The 13,876-nt window shown below is 55.4% G+C and carries 12 protein-coding genes and 1 pseudogene; 9 read left to right on the plus strand and 4 right to left on the minus strand.

Features of this window, described 5'->3' with window-relative positions:
* Positions 1 to 26: 26 nt before the first annotated feature.
* The 4 genes from AC16KF_RS04880 to AC16KF_RS04895 all read right to left on the minus strand — a co-directional run bounded on the left by AC16KF_RS04880 (position 27) and on the right by AC16KF_RS04895 (position 5,224).
* The gene (locus AC16KF_RS04880) at positions 27 to 1,046 is read right to left on the minus strand and encodes a DNA polymerase III subunit (protein WP_484036178.1); all 1,020 of its coding nucleotides are present in this window, start codon (positions 1,044 to 1,046) and stop codon (positions 27 to 29) included.
* A gap of 103 nt (positions 1,047 to 1,149) precedes the next feature.
* Positions 1,150 to 2,046: a ribosome small subunit-dependent GTPase A gene (gene rsgA, locus AC16KF_RS04885; protein WP_484036179.1), complete on the minus strand. Its 897-nt coding sequence runs from the start codon at positions 2,044 to 2,046 to the stop codon at positions 1,150 to 1,152.
* Between the two features lie 67 nt (positions 2,047 to 2,113).
* A complete protein-coding gene (locus tag AC16KF_RS04890) occupies positions 2,114 to 4,375 on the minus strand; it encodes a penicillin-binding transpeptidase domain-containing protein (RefSeq protein ID WP_484036180.1) in 2,262 nt (753 codons plus the stop codon).
* Between the two features lie 195 nt (positions 4,376 to 4,570).
* The gene (locus tag AC16KF_RS04895; RefSeq protein WP_484036181.1) at positions 4,571 to 5,224 is read right to left on the minus strand and encodes a Maf family protein; all 654 of its coding nucleotides are present in this window, start codon (positions 5,222 to 5,224) and stop codon (positions 4,571 to 4,573) included.
* 76 nt (positions 5,225 to 5,300) lie between these two features.
* Here AC16KF_RS04895 and xpt point away from each other — a divergent pair, with 76 nt between their 5' ends.
* The 9 genes and pseudogenes from xpt to AC16KF_RS04940 all read left to right on the plus strand — a co-directional run.
* A complete protein-coding gene (gene xpt / locus AC16KF_RS04900) occupies positions 5,301 to 5,873 on the plus strand; it encodes a xanthine phosphoribosyltransferase (protein ID WP_484036182.1) in 573 nt (190 codons plus the stop codon).
* Positions 5,874 to 5,917: 44 nt separating this feature from the next.
* Positions 5,918 to 6,289: an HIT domain-containing protein gene (locus AC16KF_RS04905; RefSeq protein WP_484036183.1), complete on the plus strand. Its 372-nt coding sequence runs from the start codon at positions 5,918 to 5,920 to the stop codon at positions 6,287 to 6,289.
* Between the two features lie 46 nt (positions 6,290 to 6,335).
* Positions 6,336 to 7,946: a glutamine-hydrolyzing GMP synthase gene (gene guaA, locus AC16KF_RS04910; protein ID WP_484036184.1), complete on the plus strand. Its 1,611-nt coding sequence runs from the start codon at positions 6,336 to 6,338 to the stop codon at positions 7,944 to 7,946.
* Positions 7,947 to 8,087: 141 nt separating this feature from the next.
* Positions 8,088 to 8,990 (plus strand): hypothetical protein, encoded by a 903-nt coding sequence (locus AC16KF_RS04915; protein ID WP_484036185.1) that lies wholly within the window; start codon positions 8,088 to 8,090, stop codon positions 8,988 to 8,990.
* A 16-nt stretch (positions 8,991 to 9,006) separates the two neighbouring features.
* Positions 9,007 to 9,975: a DUF7544 domain-containing protein gene (locus tag AC16KF_RS04920; protein ID WP_484036186.1), complete on the plus strand. Its 969-nt coding sequence runs from the start codon at positions 9,007 to 9,009 to the stop codon at positions 9,973 to 9,975.
* Complete coding sequence (locus tag AC16KF_RS04925) at positions 9,968 to 11,869, plus strand: FHA domain-containing protein (protein WP_484036187.1); 1,902 nt, start codon at positions 9,968 to 9,970, stop codon at positions 11,867 to 11,869. The genes AC16KF_RS04920 and AC16KF_RS04925 overlap by 8 nt, the downstream gene beginning before the upstream one ends.
* A gap of 41 nt (positions 11,870 to 11,910) precedes the next feature.
* Positions 11,911 to 12,783 (plus strand): PP2C family protein-serine/threonine phosphatase, encoded by an 873-nt coding sequence (locus AC16KF_RS04930; protein ID WP_484036188.1) that lies wholly within the window; start codon positions 11,911 to 11,913, stop codon positions 12,781 to 12,783.
* 4 nt (positions 12,784 to 12,787) lie between these two features.
* Positions 12,788 to 13,150, plus strand: coding sequence for a cupin domain-containing protein (locus AC16KF_RS04935; RefSeq protein WP_484036189.1), 363 nt, complete (start codon positions 12,788 to 12,790; stop codon positions 13,148 to 13,150).
* A 64-nt stretch (positions 13,151 to 13,214) separates the two neighbouring features.
* A pseudogene (locus tag AC16KF_RS04940) lies at positions 13,215 to 13,876 on the plus strand (hypothetical protein); the annotation flags it as partial.

A 13,876-nucleotide genomic window follows, 5' to 3' on the forward strand; every position in this document is an offset into this window, starting at 1 on the left:
TTCTGACGACTGAAGTCGTCACTACGTTAATCGTTCGGTAAATCCATCAACATCACTTCCGCCAACATTCGCGAGTTCACATTCCTGTCCATCTTCTCAAGTGTTTCCTCAAGCCCGCTGACCACGCGCCGCGAGACGGACAAGTCCATGCGCGAGGCGATATCTTCGATCTCCAGGTTGCGGTCCACATTGACGAGCGGGGTCGAGGCTTGCGAAACTCTCAGCATCACGTCGCGCCAATACGAAAGCCAGAACAAAATTGTCTGACGCATTGCATCCTTGTCTTTCGAGAGTTTATCGGCGTAGGAAAATTTTTCCACGCGCGAGGCAGGTAACAAAGTGAGCAGGTCATTCAATTTTTCTTCGCGTTGTTCGAGAAGCGAATCGTTTTCGATCAGCCGAAGTGCATATCCCATGCGTCCGCCCGAAATGTGCGCGATCAACTTCGCGCGTCCAGTCTCTAGTCCTCTAGTCTCTAATTCTCTTTGCACTTCTTCAACACGCAACGGTCTTAACCGCAACACTTCACATCTCGAAACGATCGTCGGCAATAACTGCTCGGCGTTATCGGCAGTGAGGATCAACACCGCATAAGACGGCGCTTCTTCGAGCGTTTTCAACAGCGCGTTCGCGGCGTTGTCGTTTGCTTCTTGAAACCTCAAGAACAATGCCACACGATACTTCGATTGAAACGGTTTGAGTGTGAGCAATTTCCGCGCATCGCGGATCTGATCCACTTTTAGGATGCCGCCCTCGGATTCGGATTCGATCACGGTCAAGTCCGCGTGCTTCATGGACTCGATCTGCTTGCAATCTCGGCACGTTCCACAAGGGACGCCTGCTTCAAGCGGCGTGGGGCAGTTCAACGCCTGAGCGAATCGCAACGCCAGCGTGCGGCGACCCAAGCCTGGAGGTCCCGCAAAAAGATACGCATGGCGCACCCCCCCGCGGACAATGTGCTTCCGCAACATATCCACAGCCCAGTGGTGACCGGTTATGTGCCAGTTATCAGTGATCGAGTTATCAGTTATCAGTGAAGTAGTCATCAGTGTCCCCAATCGTAAATCGTCAATCGTCAATCGTCAATCACCAGTCTCCAGTCTCTAATTCTCTAATCCTCCAATTCTCACTCTCCTCAATTACCAATTACTAATTACTCCCCTCCCTCAACCTCAAATACGACTCATACCGTTGCTCGAAAACTCGCCCCTCTTCCACCGCCTCCACCACCGCGCATCCCGGCTCGTGGATGTGTGTGCAGTCGCTGAATTGACAATGTTGTACAAGGTCGCGCAATTCGGGGAAGTAGGCGTCCATTTCTTCAGGGGTCGTATCCCACAGCGCCAGCGACTTCCAGCCGGGCGTATCGGCAACGTAGCCGCCGTCGTCGAGCGCGAACAACTCGCGCGTGACGGTTGTATGCTTCCCTTTATTCATCGCTGTGCTTACATCGTTGACGGCGAGTCCCAACCCGGGTTGAATTGCATTGAGCAGTGACGATTTCCCCGCGCCGCTGGGTCCCGCGAACGCGCTGATTTTTTGCGCGAGAATCTTTTTAAGTTCATCCAACCCATCGCCATTTTTTGCGGACGTGTACATGACGCGATAACCGATTGCTTCATACAAAGAAAAAATTTTCCTTGCATCGTCAACGAGATCAATTTTATTTGCAACAACGACAGCGTGGATTTTTTGTTTCTCCGCAATGACCAGAAACCGATCCAACATTTTCAATTTGGGATTCGGATGCGCGCACGCGAACACGAACACGGCTTGGTCTGGATTCGCCAGCAGGACTTGTTGATATTCGCCCTGCGGACGCGGGTCGAGCCGCGTGATGGCTTGCTTGCGTTCTTCAACCTCTTCGATGACCCCGCTTCCGTCATCTAAAATTGTTATGCCAACTTTGTCGCCCAGCGCGGCAATGTCGCCTGTGGCTTTTCCCTGCTTTAGTTTTCCACGAAGTTGACAAATAATAAAACCATCTTCAGTTTTTACCGTGAAGAATCCAGACTGGGCTTTGACGATCAGACCGCGAATCTCCAATTCTCAAATTCTCCAATTCTCAAAAGACCTCACAGGTCTTAAAGACCTGTGAGGTCTCCTCTGTCAATTACTGTTCCGGCGTCTCGGTGGGGATGCCGCCGAAGGGCGTCGGGGTTTCGGTCACGCCGAAGTTGGATTCGAACCAGTAGATGGTCCGGGGTGAACCGAAGTAATACGTCTCGATGATGCGCTTGAAGACCGGCGCCGCCCAGTCTGAACCTTCGCCTTGATTTTCAAGAATAATCGCGATGGCAATATCTGGTTTCTCTTTGCAGACGGGGAATTGATCCACGGCTTCCTCGCAAAGGGTATAGCCGGCAAACCAGGCGTGCGGTCTGCCGCTTCCCGATTCGGCTGTGCCGGTTTTCCCGGCGACAGGCACTTGGATTCCGCGCAAGCGGAAATGCGCCGTGCCGAGCGTATCCTCCACCACCGAGATCATCGCTTCGCGGATGAGTTGTAACCGTTCCGGCGTGACGGGCAAGACGCCGGTCGCTTCCGGCTTGAAGACCAGCGTGGGCGCCCCCTCAATGGGCTGAATGGATTCGACCAATTGCGGGCGATACAACGTGCCACCGTTACCGAGCGCGGCAATGAAGCGCGCCACCTGCAACGGCGTGACCTGCATATCGCCCTGCCCGATCGCTTGATTGACAACATCAATCGCAGTTTGCGGATCGCTGATATTCCCGGCGGCTTCGGTGATCTGACCAATTCCCGTTGGCGAACCGAGACCAAACGCGCGCGCCATGTTGGCAATATCGGTCTGACGGTTATTTTGATATAGGGTGTAGCCGATATCATAGAAAAACGGGTTGCATGAGCGCATCAATCCCTGAGAAAGGGTCAACAAGCCAGAGGGCAGGCTATCGGGCGTATTACATTCCCTGCCCGAAGCGACGCGATCTTCGCAATGTTGCCACGTCCAATCGTGGCGGATCGTATCCGGAAGTTTCGTCCAATCGTATTGACAGTCAAAGGTTGATTCAGGGATGTATAACCCGCTCTCCATGCCCGCCGCCATGGTGATGATCTTGAACACCGAACCGAGCGGATATTGTCCTTGCGCGGCGCGGTTGAGTAGCGGATCGTCTACACGCTGAAATAATTCCGCGATTCGTTCTGAACTGTTGGGGTTGTTCGTTTCAAAGATATTCGAGTCGTAATCGGGCGAGGATGCCATGGCAAGCACACGCCCGGTATCCACCTCCATCACGACCACCGCGCCGCGGAATCCCTCGATGGATTTTTCCGCGTAGTATTGCAGATTGCGGTCCAAGGTCAGGTTCACCGATTCAGACGGTAGCGGTTCGCTCTCTCCGACCTTCGTCACGATCTGCCCATTAGACGGATTCACCACGTACAACGTGCCGCCATGTTTGCCGGCGAGATAATCTTCCATCGATCGTTCAATGCCGGCGTTCCCGACTCGTTCCGAACCTTGATAGCCGAGGCGTTTATATGTATCCAAATCATCAGCAGAAATAAACGTGGTGTATCCAACGACGTTCGAGGCGGTGCCTTGCTCGAAATAATAACGGGATGTGTACTGCTCCCATTGCAAACCGCTCGGAGAACTGGCGCGGATAATCGCGGATTCGTCTGCCGACGCCTCGCACAACGGAATGGCGAACTGGTCCGGCGTGTTGAGGATATCCTGCGTGAGAACTTCCGGGCTGATGCCGCACAACGCCCACACGCGCGCAACCAGCGTGCCGATGCTTTCATCGGTGACGTTGCCGGGGATCACGTAGAACGCGTATACCTCGGATTGCGCCGCGAACGGGTCGCCGTTGTGGTCATAGATCTCCCCGCGGGAGGGGATCTTGTAATCCATTTTGAGCACATTGCCGCCGGCGAGTTCCGGCAGGATGTTCGAGTCGTCCCATTGCAATTTCCATCCCCCGTCTTCGAGGGTGAAGCGCGCGATCATGTCGCGTTGAATGTCGCCCGCCAGCACGGTGTGATAAGTGACGTTATACGCCACCTCGGCAGACAACGGGTTGACCAGCGCCGAATTGATGACGTAATCGAACGAGCCCGCGCTCATTTCGTTCAACGCGTCGCGGTTGCGCTTGGCAAATTGGTCGAGCGGAAGCGCGTCTGTGGTCACTTTGCTGAGCATGGTGTACATGGCGTTGTAATCGTCCGCTTTGTAGGCGTCGAGGTACGCGCTGAGCGCCGCGCTCGCATCCGGCGCAGAGTCGATGGTGACGAGCGGTTGCGGCAACGCGGTTCCGGTGGGCACGCCGGGAATCCCATTGGTGCCGCATGCGGCGAGAATAAATGCGGGGATGAGGATGATACTGATGAGACGAAATAATTTCATGTTTTACCTTTCAATTCAACAATCCCGAAGGGATGGAAAGCTTATAGCCTGAGGCAAGCAACGACCAAATCCCGAAGGGATGATATACGTTTCGCGCGCTATGACACCCCTTCGGGATTGAATCTATTGCACATAAAAATCTAGAATCATTTGACCCCTTCGGGGTCATGCCAAAAAAGTTCATTCTTTGCGTTATTAAGTGTCACTCAATATTCTTTCATACACCGGACATTCATACTCCAAATGCTTTTGGCAATTTGCAGGCACATCGGCGTTTGGATGCACATCCATCTTTCGTAACAATCGTGTGACGTGGCATAACGGAAGTCCCATCACGCTGGCGAAACATCCGCGCAGATTTTCAACCGGATGAAACTCCGCATGTTGGATGGCGTACGCGCCGGCTTTGTCGAACGGGTCGCGGGTGGCGATGTACGCGCGCATCTCCTCGTCGGAATACTTTCGCATTGGCACCTCGGTGACGCACAGGTCGGTGAGGAGAAATCCGTCGCTGGCTCGAAGTAGGGCGATGCCGGTGTAGACTTGGTGAATCCGCCCGCGCAGTTGAGTCAACATGGCGAGGGCTTCCGCGTCACTGCCGGGTTTGCCGAGGATGTCGCGTCCGTTCACCACGGTCGTATCAGCCGCAAGGACGATTCGACCGGTTTCCATCCTGCTTACAATGGCGCGGGCTTTGGTTTCCGCGAGTCTAAGAACGTACTCGGCGGGCGATTCGTTCTCTCTTGTGGTTTCGTCAATGTCCGCAACTGAAACGGTGAAGTTCCATTGCGTGAGCGCGAGCAGTTCGCGCCTGCGCGGGGAGTTCGATGCCAGCACGATGTCGGTCACGTGGAAGATTCTAACACAGGCGTTTATAATGTCGTTGCAAGCGCGCGAGCGTTAAACTTGGGATACAGGAGAACACATGAAGGAACTTGAAGAGCGAATTTTGCGCGATGGGAAAAATCTCGGCGGGGGAATTTTGAAGGTGGATAGTTTTGTCAATCATCAAGTGGACCCGCTGTTGATGGATGCCTGCGGGCGCGAGTTTGCGCGGCTCTTCGCCCCGGTTCACGCGACGAAGGTGCTGACCGCCGAAATCTCCGGCATTGCCCCCGCCCTGACGACGGCGATCCATCTTGGGCTTCCGGTGGTGTACGCGCGCAAGACCAAGCCGGTGACCATGCCCGATCAGGTATTTTTGACCCTCGCTCCCTCGCACACGAAAGGACGCATGGTTGAGTTGATCGTCTCGCCGGAATATTTGGCTCACAATGAGCGCGTGTTGATCATTGACGACTTCCTCGCCAGCGGACAGACGATCCTCGGGTTGGCGCGTTTGGCAGAAGCGTCGGGTTCGCAAGTTGTCGGCATCGGCGCGTTGATCGAGAAATCGTTCGAAGGCGGACGGGATGCGCTGGAATCGCTTGGCGTGCCGGTGGAGTCGTTGGCGTGTATTGTTTCGATGGGGGATGGGGAGATCAAGTTTAGAGAGTAGAAAGTAGAAAGTAGAGACCAGAGAATTGGAGAATTGGAGAATTGGTGGATGGTCATTGGCGCGGGTTGCTTTGGTTCTTTGCTCCCCTCATCGGTTGGATGTTCGCTCACATGAGTTTTGCCATTCCTGTAAAGAAACTACGAGAGACTGAGACACTGATGGCGTTTTATCACCCGAAGCCTGCGTATCCGTTTCATGTTCTGCTTGTTCCCAAGAGGGCGGTCAAAACGCTGATGGAATTTGACTCAACCGATTCTGTTTTTCTCACCGACTTGTATTCAACCGTGCAAAGCCTCGTGAAGGAATTTCATCTCACAGCGTATCGGCTTATCGTCAACGGCGGGGAGCGTCAGGACTTTCCGCAGTTGCATTTTCATCTCATCTCAGGGGTCGAAGGTCAAAAGTCGAAAGTCTGAAAAGACAAGAGACCTTTGACCTTCGACTTTTAACCAGGATTATTTCATGACACAATCCATCGCCATCTTGGACTTCGGCTCTCAATATGCCCAACTCATCGCGCGACGCGTGCGGGAGGCGCATGTGTATTGCGAATTATTTCCGTGGGACGCGCCGCAGGAAAAGATTCTCTCCGTCAACCCCAAGGGATTCATTCTCTCAGGCGGACCGAAATCTGTGTACGAAGAGAACGCCCCATTCATTCAAGAATTCATTTTCAAAACGAATTTGCCGATCCTCGGCATCTGCTACGGGATGCAAGCCCTCACGCACGCCCTCGGCGGACAAGTTGACCCTTCCGCGCAACGCGAATACGGGCAAGCCCTCATAGAACCCCAATTCTCTAACCCTCTAGTCTCTAATCTCTCCCAAGTCTGGATGTCTCACGGCGACCGCATCACCAAACTCCCCGATGGATTTGTCGCATTGGCGAAGAGTCAAAACAGCCCCTTCGCGGCGATGGGCGATGTGAAGCGGAAATATTTCGGCGCGCAGTTTCACCCCGAGGTGCGTCACACGCCCAACGGCGAAAAACTGCTGAAACATTTTGTCGTTGACGTGTGCGGCGTCGAGCCAAATTGGACTCCCGAATCGATCATCGAGGAATCCGTCGCGCGGATTCAGAAACAGGTTGGAAGCGAACGCGTGCTCGCGGCGGTTTCGGGTGGAGTTGATTCATCCGTTGCGGCGGCGTTGGTGCATAAAGCCATCGGCGATCAACTCGTGTCTGTGTTTGTGGATACGGGCTTGCTGAGGAAAAATGAAGGAGCGCAGGTCGCTTCGGCGTTTCGGGATCATTTGCATTCTGAATTAATTGTCGTGGATGCCAGCGACGAGTATTTCTCCGCGCTCCAAGGCGTGACCGAACCGGAGCAAAAGCGAAGGATCGTCGGCGAGAAGTTTATTCGCATTTTTGAAGCACAGGCGAAGCAGGTCGGTCAGCCGAAGTTTTTGGTGCAGGGGACGATCTATCCCGATGTGGTTGAGTCGTCTGCCCCGGACAGAAACAAAGCCGAGAAGATCAAAACGCATCACAACGTCGGCGGATTGCCCGAAGATATGCAATTCGAACTCGTCGAGCCGTTGCGCTATTTATTCAAGGATGAAGTGCGGGCTGTCGGCGAAGCGCTGGGGTTGCCGGAGTCGCTGGTGTGGCGGCAACCGTTCCCAGGTCCCGGCTTGACCGTGCGCTGTCTAGGGGAGGTGACGCGCGAGCGTGTGTCCCGTCTGCGGGCGGCGGATGCGATCCTGATCGAGGAATTGTCTAAAGAAGGATTGCTTCGTTCGTCCAGCAGTTCAACTTCGTCTAGTTCGTCTAGCAGTTCAACTTCGTCTAGTTCGTCCAGCAGTTCAACTGCTGGACAATCCACCTCGCAAGCATTTGTCGTCTTGCTTCCCGTGCGCTCCGTCGGCGTGATGGGCGACCAGCGGACGTATCAAGAGGCGGCGGCGATCCGCGCGGTGACGACGGAGGATTTCATGACCGCCGATTGGGCGCGCCTGCCGCATGACCTGCTGGCGCGCGTGTCGAGCCGCATCGTCAACGAGGTGGAGGGAATCAACCGCGTGGTGTATGATATTACCAGCAAGCCGCCCGCGACGATCGAATGGGAGTAACAATTTACGATTTACGATTTACGATTTACGATTTACGATTTACGATTGGCGATTGGCGATTGACGATTGACGATTTCGCGCTGAGCGGAGGGTCGAATGCTTGTTGAGACCCGCAGACGAAGCGGGCTTTGAGGAGATGCGATGAATTTTGACATTGGCGAAGTTCTATCCCGCGCGGTGCAGATCACGTGGAAGAATAAATCGTTTTGGGGGTTGGTCATCCTTCCGATGCTGGTAAATTTCATTGGCATTCCGCTGTATTTTCTTCCGCTCTTCTTATTGGATGAAAACGGTTCGGGTGTGCCGGTCTTTTTCGAGAACCCGCTGTTCATTGTGTTCTTCTTTATCTTCCATGTTGTCTTCATCCTGCTCACGATCGCGCTAGCCACCTATGGCAATTCGGCTCTGGCGTTAGGCATCGTCCGCTTGGAGCGGGGCGAAGAGAAAACATCCTTCAAACAATTGTTACTGGACGCGAAAACATATTTCCCCCGCATGTTGGGCATCATGTTCCTGACCACCTTTGTGATCGGCGCGATATTTTCCGCCATCTTCGGCTGTATGACCCTGTTCGGCATCGTCACCGCAGGCATCGGTTTTATTTGCATCCAGCCTCTTTTCATCCTAATGTACCCGGTCATGTTCATCCTGCAAGCATACATGGAACAGGCGCAAGCCGCGGTAGTGGCAGACGAGATGGGGGTTATGGAATCGCTCGCCAAAGGCTGGGAATTGCTGAAGGCGAATTTCTGGCGGTTGGCGCTTCTCTCGCTGGTGGTGTATTTTGCCATGTCGGTGTTAAGCGGTATTATTGTTGCGCCGTTCATGATTCCCTTCTTTTTCCTTCCATTTTTTCTCGAATCCAACAACTTTGACCCGACAACCTTTGGGCTGGCGCTGATGGGGATCATGCTCTTTTTCTTCCCGCTCATGGCGCTGGTGCAGGGGGTTGCGGTCACCTTCATGAAATCCGCGTATATCCTTGCATACCTGCGCTTGACACAAACGCCTGCCGCGCCTACCCTAGCGGAAGCGGCGGCATAACAGAAAGGAGTTCGCTATGAATTTCAACTTTGGAGAAGTGCTCACCCGAGCCTGGCAGATCATTTGGAAGCACAAAATTCTGTGGGTTTTTGGCATCTTCGCCGGTTGCGGGCGAAGCGGAGGCAGTTTCAATTCAAATTTCAGTAGTCGAGGCAGTAACGGGGGAGACGGTCAGCCGCCCGAGATTCCTCCGCAAATGATGCGCTGGTTGCAAACCATCGAACAGAATCTCACCACGATCATCATCGTTATGGTCGCCGTGGTCTGCATCATTTGGATCGTCACCACCTTCCTCAGCGCCATCGGCAAGATCGGCTTGATCCGCGGCACAGCGCAAGCGGAAGGCGGCGCGGCATCGCTCGTCTTCGGCGAACTATTCAGCGGAAGCGTTCCGTATTTCTGGCGCATGTTCGGTCTTTCGTTGATCTTAGGTTTGCCCGTTTTCATTATCGTCATGGCAATTGCTGTGGTCCTGGTTGGCGGCATCGCCGCAAGCGGAGGCAACGAAACCGCGATCGTTGGGATCGTGGGAATGACGCCCATCATGATCGGTTGTTTATGCCTGCTCATGCCGGTCATGTTCGTGCTGGGCATGATCTTCCGCCAGGCAGAGAACGCGGTCGTGCTGGAGGAGATGGATGTCCTACCCGCCATCACGCGCGGGTGGGAAGTATTCAAAGCCAACCTCGGTCCGATCATCCTCATGGCGATCATCCTCGCCGTGATCGGGTTCGCGGCTGGTTTCGTCATCGTCCTCCCGATCTTCGCTATCGTCTTCCCGGCGATGATCGCCTTCATGGCGGGGCAAGGACAGAACCTAACGCCCCTATACATGATGGGCGCTTGTTTATGCCTCTTCATCCCCGTCGCCTGGTTGCTACAGGGAATCATCATCGCCTACGCCGAATCCGCATGGACGTTGACCTACATGCGCTTGACCAAACCGCAGGATAACGCGCCGCTTCCCACTGAGGCAAATGCGTAGACTTCTCGCGCTCTTTCTCAGTGGATGCCTGCTCGCCGCTTCTTCGACATTCGCGTCCGCCCAAACCGGCGCGTATGCCGAGATCGTCAGCGTGGACACGCAGAACTTCCCACAAATTTCCGCGCTGTTGGACGTGTTTAACGCCAACGGCGGATTCGAATCGAATCTTCAGCCGTCCGATCTCACGGTCTACGAGGATGGTCAGCCGCGTCCGGTCGACGCGTTGACCCAGCTCGAAGTCCCGGCGCAGATCGTGGTGGCGGTCAACCCCGCGCCCGCGCTGGATGTGCGCGACTCGACCGGTCAACCGCGCTTTGCGGGTGTGTTAAACGCGTTGGGCGCGTGGGCAAACTCCCAACCCGCCGATTCGCGCGACGATCTGAATCTCGTGTCGCTCTCCGGGTCGCTCATCACGCATGGGACCGTGCAGGAATGGTTCGTCAGCCTAAGCTCGTTCAAGCCCGACTTCCGCAAGTCAGAACCGAACCTGCAAACCCTCTCGATCGCGCTCGATACCGCCTCCCTGCCGGTTTCACAGCCCGGCATGAAACGCGCCATCCTGTTCATCACGCCGCATCTCAACGATCCCAATATCGATAACTCCATCGCGCCGCTCATCCAACGCGCCGTGGAGTTAAAGGCGCGCGTCTTCGTCTGGTTTGTGGACGCGCCGGAGGAGTTCGTCTCGCCGAGCGCGAATGCCTTCAAATCGCTCGCCTTGCAGACCAACGGCTCGTTCGCCGCGTTCTCCGGCGCCGAAGCGTTGCCCGACCCGGCGATTTACTTCGCGCCGTTGCGGCAGATGTACACGCTCACATACGCCTCCGCCCTCAACACAGCCGGGGCGCACACCCTCGGACTGAACGTCGACACCCCGCAGGGACAGATATCCGCGCCGGCTGTTTCATTCAGCGCGGATATCCAGCCGCCCAACCCGATCTTCCTCTCGCCGCCCTCGCAGATCACCCGCCAGCCGCCGGCAGACGACCCCTACAACACCGAAATCCTCACGCCGCAGACGCAGGTCATCAACATCGTCGTGGAATTCCCCGATGGACACAAACGCGACCTGACGCGCACCACGTTATACGTGGACGACGTTATCGTCGCCGAAAACACCCAGGCTCCATTTGAGCGCTTCGTTTGGGATCTCTCGGCCTATGAAGACAGCGCCCAACACACGATCGTCGTCGAAGCGGAAGATTCGCTCGGGTTGAAAAAATCGAGCATCGGCATCCCGGTCACCTTTACAGTGACGCCGGCACCTCGCGGAGTTCAGGCGTTATTCGCCCGCTATAGTTCCACCATCATCCTCGGAGCCATCGCGCTGGCAGGCATCGCCCTGGTGGGAATCCTGCTCCGAAGCCGAAAGCCCCACACCCCCGCCACAAAAGAACGGAAATCGAAACCGCGCTTCGAAGACCCGCTCACCCAACCGGTGGCGTCCCTGACGGCGCCTCCCGCCTCGGCTACCAAGAAGGCAAAAACCGTTCCGCGTCGCACAAGTTGGCTCCCCTCCAGACCTGTGCGCGTGGCAGACGCGCCCGCCTACCTCATCCGTCTCGTCAACGGAGGCGAGCCTGCCAGCGTGGCGCCGATACCGGTCACCGAAAAAGATATGACCTTCGGCACTGACCCGGTGCAATCGGTTCGCGTGCTGGACGATCCGTCCATTTCGCCGTTGCATGCCCGCATCAAACAGACCGATCACGGTGTTTTCACAATATACGACAACAACTCGATCGCGGGCACGTGGGTGAACTTTGACCCGGTCCCGCGTGAAGGACGCCGCCTCGTCCACGGCGATCGGATCCACTTTGGGGGGCTGGTCTACCGCTTCGACTTGAAGCAAGCCCCCCCGGCGCCTGAACCGAGGGTTATATCCAAAAAGTAGGATAGGCTGACCTCGTCCCTGCTGTATAATCTAAAAATCTTATGATGAAACGCACCGCGCGCGCGCATTTGAACGTTGAAGCCCAGACCCACGCCGGCATGACCGGCAAGAACAACGAGGATCGCTACGCGGTGGCATCGTTCGTTCTTGCCGGCAGTGAGCGGACTCCGTCGCTGTTCGCCGTGCTGGCAGATGGGATCGGCGGTCACCGGGCGGGCGAAGTGGCGGCGGAACTGGCGGTCAATCATATCGTGGATGTGGTGGCAAAAAGCGACGGGCATCAGGTCCGCCGGACGCTCGAAGACGCGGTGGCAGATGCCAGCAACGCCATCGCCGCGCATTCCGCGTCGAACGACAACCTCAAGGGTATGGGCTCCACATGCGCCACAGTATGGATCGTGGGCGACCGCCTGTACACGGCTTCGGTGGGCGATTCGCGCATTTACCTCCTGCGCGGCGGGAAGATTCAACAACTATCAGTAGACCATACCTGGATCCAAGAGGCGCTCGAGAAAAATATTATCACGCCCGAAACGGCGCGCGAACACCCGAACGTGCATGTGATTCGCCGCTATCTCGGCTCCGCCGTGCCGCCCGAAGCGGATTTCCGCTTGAAACTCTCCAAAGAGGATAATGACGAGCAAGCGGAGGCGCATCAAGGGGTGAGACTTCAGCCCAACGATGTGGTTTTGTTGTGCAGCGACGGGCTGACGGACCTGGTCTGGAACGATGAAATTTTGGAAACCGTGAATTCGAAACCCAACCTCAAAGAAGGCGCGGGGGCGTTGATCGCGCTCGCCAATTCGCGCGGCGGACACGACAACATCACCGTAGTGCTGGTCTCGATCCCCGCCGATTACGCCTCGAAGCAGGTCAAAAAACAGGATTGGCTTTCATGGCTGATGGGAGAATAAAACAATGACCGTCAAACATTCCACCGACGTTGAGGCGAAAAACGTCGCCGCCGGGAAGGATACAACCATCCAGGTTCTCATCTCCTCGCAGGAGGGACCGAACTTCGCGCTGAGAAAATTTTCCATGCAACAGGGCGGAGGCATGCCGCGCCACACCAACCTGGTCGAACATGAGCAATACGTCCTGCGCGGCGAAGCGGATATCACCGTCGGCGACGAGTCGCATCACGTGAAAACGGGCGATGTGGTTTTTATTCCCGAAGGCGTCATCCATTCGTATCAAAACACCGGGGCAGAACCGTTCGAGTTTTTGTGCATTGTCCCCAACAAGGAAGATAAGATCGTGATTGTGGATGAGGGGTGTTGATGATTGAATCGATATGGGATACTTGGGCGGAGAAATTCGTCTAAGAAGAGAAGGACGTTGGAAGATGGTCAAAAAACTTCCATGGCTTGTTACGATCGTGTTTCTCGCCGCCTGCGCCGCGCCGACTGAAATTCCCATTCTTTCTCCAACGATCACGGCGACTCAACTGCCAACCGCTTCGCCGACAGAAACCCCAACCTTCACCCCCACCCCCGAACCGACGGCGAACCCTGAGGACGCTTACTACCAATCCCTCACTCCTGAACAGCAGGCTCTTTTTGACCAAACCAAAGACATGACGGGGGAGGGCTTTACCCGCCAGTTCCTCGCCGAGCAAGGGCTGACCAGTTACCTCGCTTATTACGATACAGACGGCGAAGTCGCCTTTGTGTGGAATTTCGAGCAGGGAAAACCAAATCCCGCCCTCAAGATCGAAAATAACCTCCTCATCAATGAAACTTCAGGGAGCCATATTATCTGGAACCCAGAACTCAACAGGGCGGAGGCGCAAAAAACTTTAGCCGATTACTTTCGATACGCCCGCGCCCGAGTAATTGCTGGGGCGAACCATGTGGAACTGGGCTACACGCTTGAGAGCGCTCTGGCAAATCCCTTGGCGCAACGGTATCTGGAAGAGGGCAGAAGAGTTACGCTACTGCCAACTTCCCGAAATTACACAAATGTAGATGGAAGCCCCGCAAGATTTAGCGTCCCCGCTCAAAAAAT

Source organism: Candidatus Defluviilinea gracilis (assembly GCF_057138825.1).

Excerpts from the sequence above, each read along its gene's own strand:
- AC16KF_RS04880 (WP_484036178.1), bottom strand. The coding sequence starts at position 1,046 with ATGACTACTTCACTGATAACTGATAACTCGATCACTGATAACTGGCAC.
- AC16KF_RS04890 (WP_484036180.1), bottom strand. The coding sequence starts at position 4,375 with ATGAAATTATTTCGTCTCATCAGTATCATCCTCATCCCCGCATTTATT.
- xpt (WP_484036182.1), top strand. The coding sequence starts at position 5,301 with ATGAAGGAACTTGAAGAGCGAATTTTGCGCGATGGGAAAAATCTCGGC.
- guaA (WP_484036184.1), top strand. The coding sequence starts at position 6,336 with ATGACACAATCCATCGCCATCTTGGACTTCGGCTCTCAATATGCCCAA.
- AC16KF_RS04915 (WP_484036185.1), top strand. The coding sequence starts at position 8,088 with ATGAATTTTGACATTGGCGAAGTTCTATCCCGCGCGGTGCAGATCACG.
- AC16KF_RS04920 (WP_484036186.1), top strand. The coding sequence starts at position 9,007 with ATGAATTTCAACTTTGGAGAAGTGCTCACCCGAGCCTGGCAGATCATT.
- AC16KF_RS04925 (WP_484036187.1), top strand. The coding sequence starts at position 9,968 with ATGCGTAGACTTCTCGCGCTCTTTCTCAGTGGATGCCTGCTCGCCGCT.
- AC16KF_RS04930 (WP_484036188.1), top strand. The coding sequence starts at position 11,911 with ATGATGAAACGCACCGCGCGCGCGCATTTGAACGTTGAAGCCCAGACC.
- AC16KF_RS04935 (WP_484036189.1), top strand. The coding sequence starts at position 12,788 with ATGACCGTCAAACATTCCACCGACGTTGAGGCGAAAAACGTCGCCGCC.